The organism is Yoonia maritima (assembly GCF_003003285.1).
Lineage (GTDB): Bacteria > Pseudomonadota > Alphaproteobacteria > Rhodobacterales > Rhodobacteraceae > Yoonia > Yoonia maritima.
The window spans coordinates 17884-34622 of the sequence record NZ_PVTP01000004.1; the positions used below are offsets into that span (position 1 = coordinate 17884).

At 49.9% G+C, this 16739-nt stretch carries 16 protein-coding genes, 1 tRNA gene and 1 pseudogene; 13 read left to right on the forward strand and 5 right to left on the reverse strand.

Annotation, left to right across the window (positions count from 1 at the left end):
* Nucleotides 1-100: 100 nt before the first annotated feature.
* Complete coding sequence (locus tag CLV80_RS06710) at nt 101-595, forward strand: Lrp/AsnC family transcriptional regulator (protein WP_106356211.1); 495 nt, start codon at nt 101-103, stop codon at nt 593-595.
* A 12-nt stretch (nt 596-607) separates the two neighbouring features.
* Nucleotides 608-693, forward strand: a tRNA-Leu gene (locus tag CLV80_RS06715).
* 214 nt (nt 694-907) lie between these two features.
* On the opposite strand, the gene CLV80_RS06725 is transcribed toward CLV80_RS06715, so the two are convergent.
* Complete coding sequence (locus tag CLV80_RS06725; RefSeq protein ID WP_311135521.1) at nt 908-1864, reverse strand: sugar transferase; 957 nt, start codon at nt 1862-1864, stop codon at nt 908-910.
* Between the two features lie 732 nt (nt 1865-2596).
* Between CLV80_RS06725 and CLV80_RS06730 the strand changes: the two genes are divergently transcribed.
* The 7 genes and pseudogenes from CLV80_RS06730 to CLV80_RS06755 all read left to right on the forward strand — a co-directional run bounded on the left by CLV80_RS06730 (nt 2597) and on the right by CLV80_RS06755 (nt 9138).
* Nucleotides 2597-3034 (forward strand): Clp protease/crotonase-like domain-containing protein, encoded by a 438-nt coding sequence (locus CLV80_RS06730; RefSeq protein WP_106356214.1) that lies wholly within the window; start codon nt 2597-2599, stop codon nt 3032-3034.
* Between the two features lie 321 nt (nt 3035-3355).
* Complete coding sequence (locus tag CLV80_RS06735) at nt 3356-4021, forward strand: hypothetical protein (RefSeq protein ID WP_106356216.1); 666 nt, start codon at nt 3356-3358, stop codon at nt 4019-4021.
* Nucleotides 4018-5493: an O-antigen ligase family protein gene (locus tag CLV80_RS06740; protein ID WP_106356218.1), complete on the forward strand. Its 1476-nt coding sequence runs from the start codon at nt 4018-4020 to the stop codon at nt 5491-5493. The genes CLV80_RS06735 and CLV80_RS06740 overlap by 4 nt, the downstream gene beginning before the upstream one ends.
* Nucleotide 5494: 1 nt before the next feature.
* Complete coding sequence (locus CLV80_RS06745; RefSeq protein WP_106356220.1) at nt 5495-6304, forward strand: metallophosphoesterase; 810 nt, start codon at nt 5495-5497, stop codon at nt 6302-6304.
* Nucleotides 6305-6589, forward strand: a pseudogene (locus tag CLV80_RS18805) (Wzz/FepE/Etk N-terminal domain-containing protein); the annotation flags it as partial. It abuts the gene before it with no gap.
* 18 nt (nt 6590-6607) lie between these two features.
* Nucleotides 6608-8464, forward strand: coding sequence for a GNVR domain-containing protein (locus tag CLV80_RS06750; protein WP_243394463.1), 1857 nt, complete (start codon nt 6608-6610; stop codon nt 8462-8464).
* 236 nt (nt 8465-8700) lie between these two features.
* Nucleotides 8701-9138, forward strand: a complete 438-nt coding sequence (locus tag CLV80_RS06755; protein WP_106356224.1) for a hypothetical protein — start codon at nt 8701-8703, stop codon at nt 9136-9138.
* Nucleotides 9139-9281: 143 nt separating this feature from the next.
* Here CLV80_RS06755 and CLV80_RS06760 read toward each other — a convergent pair whose 3' ends face one another.
* Complete coding sequence (locus CLV80_RS06760; RefSeq protein WP_207766529.1) at nt 9282-10079, reverse strand: sulfotransferase family protein; 798 nt, start codon at nt 10077-10079, stop codon at nt 9282-9284.
* 154 nt (nt 10080-10233) lie between these two features.
* Between CLV80_RS06760 and CLV80_RS06765 the strand changes: the two genes are divergently transcribed.
* Together CLV80_RS06765 and CLV80_RS06770 are read left to right on the forward strand one after the other, a co-directional pair.
* A complete protein-coding gene (locus CLV80_RS06765) occupies nt 10234-11811 on the forward strand; it encodes a DUF5928 domain-containing protein (RefSeq protein ID WP_106356228.1) in 1578 nt (525 codons plus the stop codon).
* Between the two features lie 8 nt (nt 11812-11819).
* Nucleotides 11820-12182: an HIT domain-containing protein gene (locus tag CLV80_RS06770; protein WP_106356230.1), complete on the forward strand. Its 363-nt coding sequence runs from the start codon at nt 11820-11822 to the stop codon at nt 12180-12182.
* Nucleotides 12183-12225: 43 nt separating this feature from the next.
* On the opposite strand, the gene CLV80_RS06775 is transcribed toward CLV80_RS06770, so the two are convergent.
* The gene (locus CLV80_RS06775) at nt 12226-13155 is read right to left on the reverse strand and encodes an ABC transporter ATP-binding protein (RefSeq protein ID WP_106356233.1); all 930 of its coding nucleotides are present in this window, start codon (nt 13153-13155) and stop codon (nt 12226-12228) included.
* 87 nt (nt 13156-13242) lie between these two features.
* On the opposite strand from CLV80_RS06775, the gene CLV80_RS06780 reads away from it, so the two are divergent.
* A complete protein-coding gene (locus CLV80_RS06780; RefSeq protein ID WP_106356235.1) occupies nt 13243-13422 on the forward strand; it encodes a zinc-finger domain-containing protein in 180 nt (59 codons plus the stop codon).
* Here the strand turns inward: CLV80_RS06780 and CLV80_RS06785 are convergent.
* Nucleotides 13419-13661 carry a hypothetical protein gene (locus tag CLV80_RS06785; RefSeq protein WP_106356238.1) on the reverse strand — a complete coding sequence of 81 codons (243 nt, stop codon included), beginning with the start codon at nt 13659-13661 and terminating at the stop codon, nt 13419-13421. The two genes, CLV80_RS06780 and CLV80_RS06785, sit on opposite strands and share 4 nt — an antisense overlap.
* Nucleotides 13662-13880, reverse strand: coding sequence for a hypothetical protein (locus CLV80_RS06790; protein WP_106356240.1), 219 nt, complete (start codon nt 13878-13880; stop codon nt 13662-13664). It lies immediately after the preceding gene.
* Between the two features lie 39 nt (nt 13881-13919).
* Between CLV80_RS06790 and polA the strand changes: the two genes are divergently transcribed.
* A complete protein-coding gene (polA, locus tag CLV80_RS06795) occupies nt 13920-16733 on the forward strand; it encodes a DNA polymerase I (RefSeq protein ID WP_106356241.1) in 2814 nt (937 codons plus the stop codon).
* Nucleotides 16734-16739 lie beyond the last annotated feature (6 nt).

Sequence of the window (16739 nt, forward strand, 5' to 3'; positions counted from 1 at the left end):
GGGTCCTTGTTGTTTTTCCCTATTCTATCCCATTGTGTGCAGTCCGTTTGGTTGGTAATTGTGGCCCTGTTAGTCGATTGCACCAAAGAGGGCAGAGTAAATGGTCGATATGAGTTCCGATTTAGATGGTTTTGACCGCAAGATTCTTGACGTGCTTGCCGTCGAAGGACGCGTCAGCGTCACAGAGCTGGCACGCCGCATCGGCCTGTCAAAATCGCCAACCCAAGCGCGGCTAAAACGGCTAGAGGATAACGGCGTTATCCGTGGTTACCGTGCGCTGTTCGACCCAATTCGGTTGGGGCGCGACCATGTTGCCTTTGTCGAAGTCAAATTAACAGACACCCGAGAGTCAGCATTGGCAGCCTTTAACGCGGCCGTAATGCGGGTGCCCGAGGTGGAACAATGCCATCTCATCGCAGGTTCATTTGATTATTTGCTGAAGGTTCGGACTGCAGGGATGACTGGTTACCGCGCTGTTTTAGCAGATAAAATATCGACTTTGCCACATGTCGCGAACACGTCGACCTATGTTGCGATGCAAGCAGTTAAAGAAGAAGGACTTTCACCGCTTGCCCCTCCGGGCGCGTCCGCGTAGGAATAGCACCGTGCCCGCGTGGTGGAATGGTAGACACATGAGACTTAAAATCTCCCGGCTGTAAGGCCGTGCCGGTTCGAGTCCGGCCGCGGGCACCACCAAAACCTAGAAATTACAGCGACATAAGCGTAATCATGTTTCTATTGATCGCGCCGTGTCGTTTTACGGTTCCGGTCGTTGCGATATATATCTTCATTTTGGGGTAAACTGCTAGAACGCTGAAGTTCTTTGCTGACATCAAATGTGGCAGCGTAACGGTTGGCGCAAACGTAACTGCTTTGCACCAACCTTTTTGAAATCGAACTTTTAGGCTCAGCAACCCGTTTTACAGACTACTACCTTTGCAGTTTTTAGAATGAGGCAGACGTCTGACACAAAAGACAGTTTGTTCGCATATTCGTTGTCGTATCGCACGCGATCTATAAACTTTGTATTTCCGCGCCCCTCAACTTGCCATAGGCCCGTGACGCCGGGTCGTAGGGAATAGTAATGAGAGCCGCCTGCGTTTTTATAAAGTTCATCTTGTGACGGCATAAATGGACGAGGTCCGACGATGCTCATGTCGCCACGGAGGACGTTGAAGACCTGTGGTAGTTCGTCGATGCTTGTTTCGCGCAGAAAACCACCTAGCTTTGAAATGCGCGGATCGTTTGCCAGCTTTTGGTAGGTGTGCCATTCGTGTGCGACTTTTGGATCGCTTGCGCAAAGCTGTTTGAGACGCTCTTCTGCGTCCACGCGCATAGTGCGCAATTTTAAACACCTAAATATACGTCCGTCTCGTCCGACCCTATCTTGACTAAAAAAGCCAGGGCCGCCTTCGCGTTTAACAAGAGTCCATGCGCCAAGAATGATCGGAGTGACAATGGGCAACAACATAAGGCAAATTAAGACATCAAATACGCGCTTAAGATGCTTAGTATAAAGTCGATATTGTCTATCGGTTTGGCCGGCATCTTTCCCAACGAGGTCGGCTAGGAAGCTGGTCTTTATGTTGGTGTGTGTCGTGGCCAGCGAATCTTCGCCATTTAGCGCCGAAGAAAGTACTAGGTGACCCGCTACATCATTTCCGATACCGTGTCTGTTTGTTGTCGAAGTAGTTGCGCGATTATAGCGACGAAATCCAAAAGCGTTTAGTGATGCGCGTAGTGCCAGTATTGGTTCCATCGCTAGGTTGGCTATTTTGTCGCCAAAGGAACTGTGCGTGCCTGAATTTGAAGTGTCGATGGTTTGGATGTCGTCGTTAAAATCGGCTGTTCTAAAGCTTTTCATGTTTCCCCCCCACGAGGATGAGCTCTGTATGTTTATGAGTTTGTGAAATCTAATTGATAATGGGTCGTATGGTGCGGTGCCTGAAATTCGGCGCCAATGGCATGATTGATATATGAATTCATAGGATTTGAAAGTATTTGAATTAAATTTTTGTAATTACATTTAATTTGATGGGTTAGATCGCTGAATTTAATCCATATTATGTATTGTTGAAAATTTTTTGGTGAATTTTTTGGCGATCAGTTTTTAACTGCTATTGCGCGGTATTGCAGGTAACAGCCAAATCGCAAGGCTCTGATTCTAGATGGTAATCACTAAGAAAAATGTGCCGCTAGCGAAATTTGCGCTGGATCCATGTTGCTGGGTTGATGGCTGGTTTTCAAAAGTGGTGAAGCTATGCACATTATTTCAGCTATAGCTTCAATGCCTGAACTTTCTAATAATTTCACTTTCAGAATATTTATTGTTCGCGTCCCTTTTCGTTGGCAGAGCATAGTGGGTGGTTCGGTTACCGCTATGCCGAGTTTGATGTGCCAAAAGTATAGCCGGACATACATGTGATAGTGGTACTAGCCTGACGCGTTAGTTAAATTTGTAAGCAAATACTGCAGTTTAAGCCTGCGTCCGAAACCAGTTCAAAACCAAATTCTGATCCTTTGTTGGCTGACATTGTCAGTCGGCTCACTTGGTTTGTGCTGTCGGGCTTTGGTTTGATAAAAGGAATGTTTTGCTATGCCCCGCCTTTCAGTATTCAGCATTTTTTGTGTCGTTGTCGTTTTTTTGTTTGGATCTTCTGCTTGGGCCAATCAAGATTCTAGGACTATTCGTAATGACGGCGGCGGAAACGTGAATGAATACCTTGTTGATTTGAGCTTCGCGATCTTATCAGGCGAGAAAATTCAAATTGATGGATGGTGCGCATCTGCTTGTACTTTGTACCTTGCATCAACGGAGACATGTGTAACCCCGAATGCCCGGCTGGGCTTTCATGCGCCTCGTGGTGGCACAGATGCAGAGAATAAAGAGGCGGCACGTGTCATTGCGGCGCGGCTGCCTGCGACATTGAGCGCTTGGTATTTGAAATATGGCGCTGAATTGGATGGAAATAGATTCGTAGCTTTGACAGGTGCGCAAATCGTTGACATGGGGGCCGCTAACTACTGCACTTAAGCTGGGGTGTGCGATGGATTTAAGTGCGACAGTAAGTTTAAATTTATAAGCTTATTAAGTAGGCGCCGCAGTGTGATGAATTAAGTCACAAATGAAATTTTTCGGTTCATTTGGTCGCTATATTGAGTGAGTGTTTTGAAATTGCTTTTGAATTGGTTTTTCTTGCGGTTATAAGGGGCTGGGTGGATTCGTGTGCCCCTGTGACGATTTTAATTACAGATTCGATTCGGCTGCTTTTATGTGCTGATATAATTTATTGACTAGTTGGGATGTAATGCCTTTTGGAATTCAGTTGATTTCCGGCCATTTCGGAGTTGGAGTTTGAAATTTTACCGTCATGTTTTGATCGCGGTTGCCGCATTGTCGGTGATTTTTTCGGGTTATGTGGCCCGATCAGAGCTGAAAGTGATGGTCAGAGACCGCGACGAAGTCACCGCATTTTTATCTGCTCTTCAGTCGTCTCCAAAGTTTGAGGATGCGATGTCGCATGCAAGCTACGTTCGTCAAATGACCCATTGTGACGATCTGATGTCATCAGTATCTGGCGTGCTGATGGGGCCGGAAGCGCTTTCGAATATTGCACATGGGTGTCTTGAACGTGCTCAGCAGGTGCTTAGGTCGACGCCGACCATGTCGCTGGCACATCTCGTTAAAGCGGACGCACAATACATTAATGGCGATAACGAACTAGCGATAGCTGCACTGCAAGTGTCGCAACAAACAGCCCCCGCCGAAGGCTGGTTGGCAACGCGTCGTATACGGTTAGCAATCAAATTAGGTCCCGACGATCTTGGCGCCTCCGCAGTGTCTGACGCGCGCCTCATGGTTCAGGACAGGGTATATCGGCCGTATCTCGCGAGATACTTTGTCGCCACGCCGGAAGTGCAAAACTGGGTGATTGGTGCAGTGTCAGAGATAAATGGGCGTGACCTGCGGTTGTTTTACGATCTGATCAAAGATCAATCGTTGGGAGGGGCCGCACTATGATAGATTTTACAAAGGTAAAGCCATCAAATGCGGATACGCTAAAAGAAATACGTAGCTCGCGTTCAGCATCATTGTTCAAGTTTGGTGTCATTGAAGTAGTGGAACATCGGCTCAAGGAATCGCCTAGAGCCGCTTCAAAGCTAAATGACCGTATGGCCATTTGCATCGCGGTATTTCTATTCCTTATTCCAGTCCCATATGGGGCAAACCGTCCTTTGGCTTGGCTCATAGCGATTGCGGTGATTGGTCTTTTTACAGTTGGCTATTTTGTCATGTTATTGCGTTTGGACCCTAACCGTCCTGTTCAGCTACGTAATTATAAATGGGTGATCATACCTGGGTTGATTGCGGTAGTGTGGGCTGCGTGTCAGTTAATACCGCTGGGTGCTGCGACGATCATGCCGCTTCCCCCTGAGATATCTCCGCCGACAGTATCCGTCGCAACGTCGGCGACCCTTCTTGGTATACCAAGAATGCTATCATATGCGCTCTTATTCATTTTAATCTCCGAAGTATGTACGAACCGGTTTCGAACCGAAAACTTACTGAAATGGGTGTTTTGGGGGATCGTCGCACATGCGGTCTGGGCGCTTCTTTCGTTGAGCGTCTTTGACGATACTCTTCTTTTGCAGGTCAAAGATGATTATCAAGGATTTGCGACAGGAACATTTGTAAATAGGAACTCATTCGCGACGTTTATGGGAATGGGATTTGTCGTTGGCATGGCGATGTTGGTGTTTGAAATGCGCGCACCGGCGCGGCGCACGCCCAATCAGCCCCATCAGGTCAAAGGCGTCACGACAGACGCAGTCTATATAATGATTTTGATGTTTGTGATTTTCGCAGCTCTGCTTGCATCGGCGTCGCGATTGGGACTGGTATCGACACTTATTGGGGCATGGACCACGCTTGTCGCTCTCTTATTGCGGACAGGCGTTTCGAAGGCGAAGATATTCGCCGCATCGATTGTGTTGACCCTTGTTGTACTGATTGGGGGCGGGGGCTTGCTTGGGCCTAAGATGTTAGAGCGCTTTGTATTCTTACTGGCCGATTCAGATGGGCGTTTGGAACTTTATGCGCAAACATGGAGCATGATTGAAACCCGTTGGCTGGTTGGGTTCGGATTGGATAGTTACGCGCCAGCGTTCGAAGTTTTCCACACTCCTCATCTTTCGACATCGTTTATTTGGGATAAACCACACAATACGTATCTAACGCTTTGGTCAGAACTTGGGCTGATTGCTGGATCGCTGCCAATGGTGTCAGTAATCGTTGCATTTTTTATGGCTGCGTATTCCGTGCGAAACCGCCAAGAAAGTTTTTTACCTGCGTCAGCCGCCGTTGGGGTGATTGTGCTTGGTGCAGTTCATTCATTAGGTGATTTCAGCTTAGAAATAGCGGCGAATACCTATGTCTTTGTTGCTATCGTAGCGCTGGGATTGGCGCGCCGTAGTTTGGCAAGGGAGCTGTAGAATGCTTTTTCGCCGGCAAAACCCCGCGCCTGCCATGATCCGCCGCATTTTGACGTTGTCGGAAATGCCTGCGGCGATCTACGCGATCGGTGACATACATGGCTGTCTAGAGCTGTACGATGACCTAGAGGCCCAGATCGCCGAAGATGGAAGAGCGATTTCGGGAGCTAAATTGATCGTTTGCTTGGGGGATGTAATTGATCGCGGGCCTAATTCTGCCGGGGTTCTGGAACGGCTTCTTGGGCCTGCACCAGCGATGTTTGAACGCGTTGTGCTTAGGGGAAACCACGAGGACATGATGGTGGAATTCTTAACGACACCAGAGCGTCACCTTGATTGGATCGATTATGGTGGTGATCAAACATTAGCATCATATGGGTTGCGTCCTAATTCCGACCGTGGATTTAGGGCAGAAAGCAAATCACTGCGGCGGAAACTTGTTTTGGGAATCCCAGAAGCGCATCAAGATTTTCTAATGGGTTTGCCGATTGCATTGGAGGTTGGAGATTTGCGCTTCGCGCATGCAGGATACGACCTTTCGAAACCCGCGTCGAAACAGTCACCCGAACTCTTGATGTGGGGACCTTTTTATCAGGACCGTAAATACGATAGTGATGCGACCTTGGTTCATGGCCATGTCGTTGTTGACGAGGTCGCGACATCAAAAAATAAAATCAACTTAGATTTAGGTGCTTATCAATCTGGCAGGCTTGCCGCGATGCGCTTTGTTGCGGAGACAGATGAACGAAAACTGTTTGTTGCACAGGTGGCCCGCGGCAATCGGTCAACGACGAATTCAAAGGAAGACTAAATGCTTAATGACGATCAGGAATTCATCGACCTGAGAGATGTGGTCGCTGTTCTGCGCAGGCAGGCACGGTTCATTGGGGTCACGCTTTTGGTTTTTCTAACGGTGGCATTCGTCTATCTGACGGCGGCCACGCCACTTTATGTGGCAAGAGCACTTGTTAGAATTGATCCACAAGAGACCAATCTACTGGACCCGAGCGACACAGCTGGCGGTAATGTGTCGGTCGAAACAATGCGTCTTGAGACCGAAGTCGAAATTCTGAAATCTTCGAACATCGGGCTTCAGACTATCAACGCGCTTGATTTGCAACAGACCAAAGAGTTTGGCCCGTCGGTTTCGTTGACGGATCAGTTTAAGGTCGCGCTTGGTTTTGATCTTCCTATGCCACCCTCGGGTACTGAGTTGATAAATTTGACTCTGCTTCGGTTCAATGACGCATTATCTGTGCGCCGCCGCGGGCTGACATCTATTGTTGCGGTCGAGGCGACGACATCTGATCCCGCGTTGTCGGCAAGTATCGCAAACACACACGCGGCGATGTATATTCAAGACCAGGTCGCAAGCCGAACTAAGATGTCGATTGCATCACGCGATGTTTTGCAATCTCAATTGCAAAACACGCGCGGAAGGCTTGAGCAGAGCAACGATGCCTTGCGCAACTACATTGAATCAAATGTAATTCGCATGGCCGATGAAACCGGAAATCGAGAGCTGGCATCTATCGGTCGTCAGTTGCAAAACATAACGCAGCAGTTGGACGAATTTGAGGGCGCGGTGGCTAGCGCGCAGATCGCGCGTGAAAATGGAGATTGGGAAAGCCTTGCAGCGCAGGTCGGGGATGAAGCACTATCGAATCTTGAGCGACAACGTGTTCAACTACAGCGGCGGTTACAGGCGGCCCAAGTCGGTAGTGATGAGGCATTTGACCTCTCGGCGGGGCTCGCAACGTTAGAGCAGCAACTTCAAGAACAGGGAAATCTTGTTTTCGAGAGTATTGAGACCCAGATGGTAGTAACGCATGATACTCGCGTTGCACTGCTTGACGAAGTTCAAGCCACGGTACTGCAAAGTGAATTATCGGCCTCTACGCTCGCCGATATATATAGCCTGCAGCAAGAGGCAGGTATCGCGCAACGGCAATACGACCAAATCCTAAGCCGTATTCGTGACCTCGAAACGCAATCAGTATTACAGATAACAAACAGTCGCGTGGTTTCGGACGCTCTCGCGCCGAGCAATCCCGCTTTGCCTAACAGGAAGATAATTCTCGCACTGGCCTTCGTGATGGGCTTGGGGGTTGGCGTTGGTCTTGCTTTCCTAAAAGAGTTTTATTTCGGCGGAATTACTTCTGCTAGTCAGTTAAAAAATATCGTTCCTATTCAGGTGGGAAGCGTGATCCCCAAGGTGAATTCGAACAGCGCAACAGAGGTGCTTGCAGACCGGGTCATTACCGATCCAATGTCCCCCTTCTCAGAGTCATTTCGCAAATTACGCGCGAGTATCGATGAAGAGGTTGGTGAGAAGGATGGGGGACGCGTAATTATGGTCACCTCAGCAATTCCTGCGGAAGGTAAGTCTACTACGGCGCTGTCGCTTGCGCGCGTTTATGCGGCTGCAGGCAAGCTGACGCTTCTTATCGATGCTGATTTGCGTAAACCAAGCATCCACGGTTTTTTAGGTGTTGAGCCGGATTCAGGGCTGCTTGAATATCTGATGCAGCAGACAACACGCGCGCAAATAGAAGCGCGTGCGAACGGACAATTGTTGAGTGAGCACAACGAAGTTGAGCAGTTCTATGTCGTGGACCCACTAACTGACGCAGGCGTGATTTTAGGTCGCAAAAAATCCAATATTCCGACTGATGCACCATTACAGTCTGATGTTTTCATAGAGCTTATAAATGGCGCTAGAAGCAGCTTTGACGTGATTATTATTGATACAGCGCCCTTAGCACCGGTTGTCGACACACGATATGTGGCACCACATGTCGATGCAGCAGTTCTTTGCGTTCGATTCGGCGAGGCAAGTCAGTCAGAAGTGCGCAGCGCATTTGAGCAGTTGGTGAAAGCGGGCCGTGGGAATGTGAAAATTGTTACGGCACTAAGCTGTTTTGAAGGCGGGGCACGTAACTATCGATATGATAGCTATTACGGAAGCTAGTCGGGTAGGGTGAACTAACAATGTTTTGCCGCAGCGTTTATTTTTTGTTATCTGTTTGTTTTTTATTATATATTCCATAATTAAATGGGTTATCTTGTAATTTTATATATATTATTGATTATTTTATTTAATGTTACTTGGTTTGATGGTATTACGTTAACTAATTACTGATCTAGTTCATTTGTGTTTGCGATTTAATATTCTAAAATATGTCGCATTCCTAAAAAGGTTTCGCCATGAAGAAAATTATTGCAGCTTTAACACTTTCACTCTCAACTCTGTTTGCTTCCGGCGCTCAGGCGCAAGAATTCGACCTAAACGCCGTTCTTTCTGATCTTAGTGCAGGTTGCTCAGCTGTGCCCGGCGATTGCGCTGCATTGACGGCTGCTGCAATGCAGACGATCCGGGCTTCCGGATTGCCGCCTTCGGTGATCAACCAGAATATTGGTGCAGTTGTCTCGACACTGATAGCTGTGTCGCGTGCTGCTCCACCGGCCGTGCGTGCGCAACTCGCAAGCGCTGTAGCTGTTGCCGCTGATCCAGAAGTCGGGTTCGTCGGGACGTCTGCTCAGGTTCAGCAGCAGATTGCAGCCGTTCAAACTATTGCGACATCGCTTTCCGGCGGCGAAGAAGTATCGGGCGAAGTCGTGTCCCAACTGGGTAGCGCAAGCTAAATTTTGAACACGCTACATGAAACTTATGTTGGCCCGAGTTCATGGACAGGGGCCAATTTTTCCTTTGGTTATCGGACCTCTATGAAGTGGCAACAGCGCAGTCGGGTTTTGCAACTCGCGGCGAAAGTGCAGACTTTCAGGGGTTATTGACCCAATTTTGCGTGGACTTCGTCGAGGTTAATTTCGCCGATGGGCATTTTATTCGAAGGATTTTCGAAGTCATATTTAAATATGCGAAAGTCCTTTTTGTACATCTCGTAGATCAGATGCATCGATAGATCGTCGAAATAGTCTTCGACCGGGTGCATGCGTTTCGGGCCGTGGCCTTCGCTTTCATTGAAGCGCGGAATCGTTTTCAGGTCGATTGCATGGGGTGTTTCGATGCCGTCTAAGACCTGCTGCATCCCATCGTTGAATTTTTCAGTCCAAAAAATATTATCGTACCGGCCACCGTTCACGATGTAGGTCGAAATATGACCTGACATAGCAGACCAGTGAATGTCTGGCTCCATCGGACGGCGCCACCGGATGCTATCACGCGCAAATAGTAAAAAACGGCGAAAGCTTTTGATCTGATCAAATTCAAATCCTGTGTCTGGGCTGCCTACTTCGATTCCATATTTTTGGGTTAGCAGAGGAACAAGGTTCCCGCGGTAGTATTTTCCATTTCGCTGGATGCCGCATATTTTGTCAAAAAACGACGATAGGATACGTGTGTATGGATTGCGCACACAGGTGAATGCATAGCTTTTGTGCTGTGCAACGTTATTTGAAATGGGTCCTTGGCTGTCGTCGAGCGCCCATTTGTGCATGCCTGACTTGGCGTCGTGGATATCCCCATCAAAGAACGCACCATGATCCGAGTAATACATGATCTGACCAATGGTTGAACACGCGCATTTCGGGACCACACGGTAAACAACGCTTTCGCTGGTGGTCATCCAGGTTCCGGGAAAGCTGGGCAATGGGGATCTCCTTTTGCGAAACGTCGCGGTCATTTTCTCTTTAAGAGCAAAGAAACACTGTTTATTCAATGACTGTTCACGCTAATAAGCTTTAAACTGTCATTCTGGATGCAGAGGTCACCTACAACACATGGCTAGAATCGCCTTTATCCTTCTATGCCACAAGAACCCGAGCGCGATTGTTCAGCAGGCTGAACAATTGACTGCTGCAGGCGATTTTATAGCAATTCATTTTGACGCGTCCGCTGACGCCCAAGACTATGCGGCGATCACAGAAGGGCTATCGGATAATCCAAACGTGACCTTTGCCAGGCGGCGCGTCAAATGCGGATGGGGCGAATGGAGCCTTGTTCAAGCGACGCTTTGCGCTATCGAAGCCGCCGTAGATGCGTTCCCACGCGCGAGCCATTTTTACATGGTCTCCGGTGACTGCATGCCAATAAAATCTGCAACTTATGCGCATCAGTTTCTTGATAGTCATGACTGCGATTTTATTGAAAGCTATGACTTCTTTGATAGTAACTGGATCAAGACAGGGTTTCGCGAAGAACGTTTGATTTACCGGCATTTCTTTAATGAACGGACCCAGAAGTGGCGATTCTATACGTCACTTGGCCTTCAACAGAAGTTCGGAGTGACGCGCAAAATCCCTGCCGATATCCAAGTTATGATTGGTAGCCAGTGGTGGTGTTTACGTCGTCGCACAATCGAAGCGTTACTCGAGTTCGTGAAAGAGCGAAGAGACGTTATGCGTTTTTTTCGCACCACATGGATTCCCGACGAGACATTTTTTCAAACTTTAGTTCGCCATTTGGTACCCGGGCGTGAAATTGAAAATCGGACGCTAACGTTTTTGATGTTCACTGATTACGGAATGCCGGTGACGTTTTATAACGATCACTACGACCTGTTGCTTGGTCAAGACGGATTGTTCGCACGCAAAATTAGTGCTGAAGCACAGGATCTTCGCGATGATCTTGGGGTATTGTACGTGAGTGAAAGAACCGACTTTGTCATCTCGGACGAAGGGCGAAATCTGTTTGGTTTTTTGACGGGACGTGGGCGGATCGGACGCCGTTTTGCACCGCGCTTTTGGGAAAGTGAAACGACGTTGGGGCGTAGCCGCGAGCTGCTTATTATTGCTTGTAAGAAATGGCATGTCGCTAAGCGTCTTGTTGCTGGGATTCATGATCATACGGATATTCCGACCGTCGAGTATCTTTTTAACGAAGAAGACACGCCGTTGCCCGATCTAGGAGGTATTGAAGCAAGCCTAGCAAAGCGCGGCCGACATCGGCGTGCGTTCTTGCGTATGCTGTTTGATCATTACCAAAGCGATCGATTGGTCATCTGCCTTGATACTGCTGATCTTGAGCTGATGCGTGATTTCTTCGCTGATCGCGCGACCGTACGGTTGCTTGAGATCGAGTGTATCTTTGACGATGCTTACCTAACGGGGCATGCTAAACGTGTAGGGCTTGTTGGGGCAGATGCAAGTGAGGCGATGATTTCACGCCTACTTCCTACGATTCGTAACGATATTGCCTATGAGCGCGACAGTATGCGGGACGCTTCCTTTTCGGGGGCTCTCAGGATACGTGAAAACGCGAGCATTGATGAAAACGCTGCTGCGATTGCTAGCTTTCTAAGCATCAACGCTGATTTGGCGCGCGACTTGGCTGAAACTCCCCATCTTTTTGTTGATTGAGGACACTTATGGAATACGCTTACGACGACCAGAACATTTTTGCTAAAATCTTGCGCGGAGAAATTCCGAACAAAACCGTGTTTGAGAACGATCATGCACTGGCGTTTCACGATATCCAGCCACAGGCTCCGGTGCACGTATTGGTGATCCCCAAAGGTCCCTATATGAGCCTTGATCATTTCGCGCGTGATGGCTCAGCTGAAGAACAAGCCGGTTTTTTTGGTGCTATTGCAGCTGTATGTGACCTTGTTGGGGTAGAGCAGGGCTTTCGCGGGATATCGAACACGCGGGCTCACGGTGTTCAAGATGTCCCGCATTACCACATGCACATCATAGGCGGTAAGCAGCTTGGCCGCATGTTGGCTGACTGACGAGAGCGCGATCAAATTTAGCTAAATTTGATCTTTGCCTGCACTACTTTGCTGATGTGAGTGATAGAAATACATCCTCAAGATCGGCCTGTTGTGTTTTTACGTCTTTGATTGTGATGCCAGCATTGCGGACAATGTTCAGCACGTCGTCTGCTGGGGTTGTCGTGCTTTGGTAGGTGAAGGTTAGCGATCCATTGTCGAGCTTTTGTCCCGTGATCGTGTTAGGGAGGTCAGGTAAATTCGCTGGTGTATCTGGGGTTATGACCAGCGTTTTGCTGTCGAGCTGGCCGAGCAGGTTCGCCGTGCTGTCGCGCACGATTACCTCACCATGGTTGATGATGGCGATATCGTCGCACATGGCCTCGGCTTCTTCGAGGTAGTGCGTGGTCAAGATGATCGTCATCCCTTCGTCGTTGAGTTTGCGCACGTTTTGCCAGAGCATATTGCGCAGCTCAATATCGACGCCCGCGGTGGGTTCATCCAGCACCAAGATTTGCGGCGAATGCACCAGCGCTTTGCCCAGCAATAACCTGCGCCGCATCCCGCCCGATAGGGAACGCGCATAGGCGTCGGCTTTATCGGTGAGGCCGATCAGTTCAAGAATCTCGGCTGTTTTACGTTGGGCTTTGGGCACGCCATAAAGCCCGGCCTGCACATCAAGCGACCCGGCTGGGGTGAAAAATGGGTCAAGGTGCGGTTCTTGCGGCATAATTCCGATAGATGCACGTGACTGGCGTGGATTAGTGTCTTGGTCGAATCCCCAGATTTTCACTGATCCTTCGGTCTTGACCACAAGACCCGCCAATATGTTGATAAGTGTAGATTTTCCTGCGCCGTTTGGCCCCAGAAGTCCAAAGATGGACCCACGCGGGATGTTCAGATCAATGCCTTTCAACGCTTCTTTTGCTGGGCTGCGCCCTGTGGCAGCGTAGGTTTTCTTAAGCCCGGAAATTTCTATTGCGTTGTCGGTCATGCTGGTCTTTCCCCTGCGCGTCGGCTGCGGTATATCAGCACTGATCTAAGGCGGGTAGCGCCCCGCGGCAAGCTAACAGGTGATATCATGACCACGCCCGCCCCAGAGACCCGCATTGTAAATGATTGGCGTATTGCCTGTGATGGTGGCGAAGGTGGCTTGGGCCACCCGCGCGTTTGGCTACAGATTCCGCACGAAGTTGGTTTCGTCGAATGCCCTTATTGCGATGCAAAGTTGGTGCATGCGGATTTTGAGGGCAAGGTTTAGCTCATTGGAATCGCGCCGGAGTCGCAAGGTAACATAGCGACGCGATGACCGGTGTCTCCTCGTAAGAACGCGAGAACGTTATTCCCTGACCAGATACGGATTGACCGACCGTCCGAGGTGACCCCTTGGCCGACAGCTGTTCCTGTGTAAGGGTCTTGATAGGTATAAAATACTTTGCCCTGCATGCCATCTTCGCATGTGACATCGGCTTGACCTAATCCAAAGGCATTGCGTGACATCTATGTGCCGTCGCAAGAAACGCCGTCGCTGATCGCACCTGTGAAGGTGCCTGTGCCCCGACCAAATGCACGACCATTAAACCAAAGCCCATCTGTGCCGATACAAGCGACGACACGATTGCAGTTGTCGTTGTCTTCGGTAAGCGCACAACTCGTGCCCGATTGGGCGTTAGCAGGGAAAGCAAAGCAGATGGCGACTGGAACGATCAGGCGGAACATGGCAAAACCTTTTACAAATACGAATAGGGAATGAATGACATGGCGCAGCAATTTGGAAAAGGGTGTCACTTACACCTGATCGACGGATCGGCGTTTATCTTCCGAGCGTATCACGCACTACCACCGCTGACGCGTAAATCAGATGGATTGCCTGTCGGTGCTGTCAGCGGTTTTGTGAATATGCTGCAACGCTATATCGAAGGCAACACGGGCCCTGACGCAGCGACCCATGTCGCCGTCATTTTCGATAAAGGTAGCCATACGTTTCGCAACGACATGTATGATCAATACAAGGCGAATCGCGAAGCAATGCCAGAGGATCTGCGCCCTCAGATGCCTCTGACCCGTGATGCGACACGCGCCTTTAATATCGCCTGCGAAGAGATCGAAGGATTTGAGGCCGACGATATCATTGCAACCCTCGCACATCAGGCCCGCGATGCGGGTGGGCGTGTGACAATCGTTTCGTCAGACAAAGACCTGATGCAATTGGTCGGCGGCGGTGTCGAGATGCTTGACCCGATGAAGAACAAGCGCATCGACAATGACGGTGTGCGCGAGAAATTTGGTGTTGGTCCCGAACGCGTTGTCGACGTGCAGGCGCTTGCTGGTGATTCTGTTGATAACGTGCCGGGTGCGCCGGGAATTGGGATCAAGACTGCTGCGTTGCTGATCAACGAATATGGCGATCTGGAAAGCCTATTGGACCGCGCAACCGAGATTAAGCAGCCCAAACGCCGCCTAACGCTGATCGATAACCGTTCGCAGATCGAATTGTCAAAGAAACTGGTTCAGCTTGATTGTGATATGGAACTGCCGTTCGATCTGGACAGTCTCGAAGTACGCGACCCTGATCCGGAAACGCTGCTGGGGTTTCTCGCGCTCATGGAGTTCCGCACCATCGTCAAGCGTGTAGCAGACAAATTGGGGGCCGAAGCCCCGGTGATTGAGACAGCACCCCAAGCTGCTGAAGTTGCAGCGCCAGAGGCGGTTCCGTTTGATGCAGATAGCTATGAATGCGTATCAGACGAGGCCGCTTTACAGGTCTGGATCGACCGTATTTATGAGCGTGGTTATGTGGCCGTGGACACGGAAACCACTGGCCTGAACGAAATGATCGTCGATCTTGTTGGTGTCTCACTATGTGTTGAGGCCGGGCAGGCCTGCTATATTCCATTGGCGCACAAGGCCGCTGCGTCGGACGATCTGTTCGGGTCGGATGATGTTGCCGAAGGGCAGATGGATTTTGATCGCTGCCTCGCGATGCTGAAACCCGTGCTTGAGGATACGTCGATCATCAAGATCGGCCAGAATATGAAGTACGATTCTAAGATCTTCAAACGTCTGGATATTACGGTAGCCCCGATTGATGACACGATGCTGATGTCCTACGCGATGAACGCAGGTGTTCATAATCACGGCATGGATGTGCTCTCTGATCGGTATCTGGGACACACGCCAATTCCGATAAAGCCTCTGCTGGGGACGGGTAAATCGGCTATCACATTTGACCGCGTGCCAGTTGCTGACGCAGTGAAATACGCGGCGGAAGATGCCGACATTACGCTGCGCCTGTGGCAGCAGTTTAAGCCACAGCTGCATGCAAAACGCGTGACAACCGTCTATGAAACGCTTGAGCGCCCGTTGGTGCCTGTTCTGGCGCAGATGGAAATGCATGGCGTCAAAGTTGATCGCGATACGCTGTCGCGGATGTCCAACGCCTTTGCCCAAAAGATGGCGGGGCTAGAGCATGAAATCCACGAAATGGCAGGGCGCAAGTTCAACGTCGGATCACCCAAACAGTTGGGTGAGATCATGTTCGACGAAATGGGGCTAGAAATGCCCGATGGTAAGAAACCGTCCAAAGGCAAGACAGGCGCGTATTCGACGGGCGCAGATGTGCTTGAAGACCTTGCGACGATCCATGACCTTCCGCGCCGCATTTTGGATTGGCGGCAACTGTCAAAGTTAAAATCCACCTACACCGACGCTTTGCAGGAACACATCAACACGGACACAGGGCGCGTGCATACGTCGTATTCTATCGCTGGCGCGAACACGGGGCGTTTGGCATCGACGGACCCGAACCTACAGAACATTCCTGTCCGCTCAGAAGAAGGGCGTCGTATCCGAGAGGCCTTCGTCGCCGAACCGGGTAAGGTTCTTGTGAGCCTCGATTATAGCCAGATCGAATTGCGTATTCTGGCCCACGTCGCAGGTATTGATGCGCTAAAGCAGGCGTTCAGTGATGGCGTGGATATTCACGCGATGACCGCTTCTGAAATGTTCGATGTGCCATTGGATGAAATGACACCAGATATTCGGCGGCAGGCCAAAGCGATTAACTTTGGTGTAATTTACGGGATTTCAGGCTTTGGGCTTGCGCGTAACTTGCGCATTCCACGGGCCGAGGCGCAAGGGTTCATCGACCGCTATTTCGAACGCTTTCCCGGTATCCGGAAATACATGGATGACACGGTCGCATTCGCGAAAGATCATGGATATGTCCAAACGCTGTTCGGACGCAAAATCAACACGCCCGAGATCAACGCCAAAGGTCCACACGCAGGGTTTGCCAAACGTGCTGCGATCAACGCACCAATTCAAGGGACAGCCGCAGACGTGATCCGCCGCGCGATGATCCGCATGCCCGCTGCTATTTCTGACTTGCCAGCAAAGATGCTGTTGCAGGTGCACGATGAACTGATTTTTGAGGTGGATGAAGGCAGCGCAGATGCACTGATCGATACCGCGCGCGACATCATGGAAAACGCGAGCGATCCGGCTGTGAAGCTAGATGTGAAATTGTCGGTGGATGCAGGGCAGGGCGCAAACTGGGCCGAAGCACACTGAATGGAG

Coding starts and splice junctions, on each gene's coding strand:
- CLV80_RS06775 (WP_106356233.1), bottom strand. CDS start 13,155: ATGACCGACAACGCAATAGAAATTTCCGGGCTTAAGAAAACCTACGCT.
- polA (WP_106356241.1), top strand. CDS start 13,920: ATGGCGCAGCAATTTGGAAAAGGGTGTCACTTACACCTGATCGACGGA.
- CLV80_RS06755 (WP_106356224.1), top strand. CDS start 8,701: ATGAAGAAAATTATTGCAGCTTTAACACTTTCACTCTCAACTCTGTTT.
- CLV80_RS06725 (WP_311135521.1), bottom strand. CDS start 1,864: ATGAAAAGCTTTAGAACAGCCGATTTTAACGACGACATCCAAACCATC.
- CLV80_RS06745 (WP_106356220.1), top strand. CDS start 5,495: ATGCTTTTTCGCCGGCAAAACCCCGCGCCTGCCATGATCCGCCGCATT.
- CLV80_RS06730 (WP_106356214.1), top strand. CDS start 2,597: ATGCCCCGCCTTTCAGTATTCAGCATTTTTTGTGTCGTTGTCGTTTTT.
- CLV80_RS06760 (WP_207766529.1), bottom strand. CDS start 10,079: ATGACCACCAGCGAAAGCGTTGTTTACCGTGTGGTCCCGAAATGCGCG.
- CLV80_RS06770 (WP_106356230.1), top strand. CDS start 11,820: ATGGAATACGCTTACGACGACCAGAACATTTTTGCTAAAATCTTGCGC.
- CLV80_RS06710 (WP_106356211.1), top strand. CDS start 101: ATGGTCGATATGAGTTCCGATTTAGATGGTTTTGACCGCAAGATTCTT.
- CLV80_RS06790 (WP_106356240.1), bottom strand. CDS start 13,880: ATGTTCCGCCTGATCGTTCCAGTCGCCATCTGCTTTGCTTTCCCTGCT.
- CLV80_RS06785 (WP_106356238.1), bottom strand. CDS start 13,661: ATGTCACGCAATGCCTTTGGATTAGGTCAAGCCGATGTCACATGCGAA.
- CLV80_RS06765 (WP_106356228.1), top strand. CDS start 10,234: ATGGCTAGAATCGCCTTTATCCTTCTATGCCACAAGAACCCGAGCGCG.
- CLV80_RS06780 (WP_106356235.1), top strand. CDS start 13,243: ATGACCACGCCCGCCCCAGAGACCCGCATTGTAAATGATTGGCGTATT.
- CLV80_RS06740 (WP_106356218.1), top strand. CDS start 4,018: ATGATAGATTTTACAAAGGTAAAGCCATCAAATGCGGATACGCTAAAA.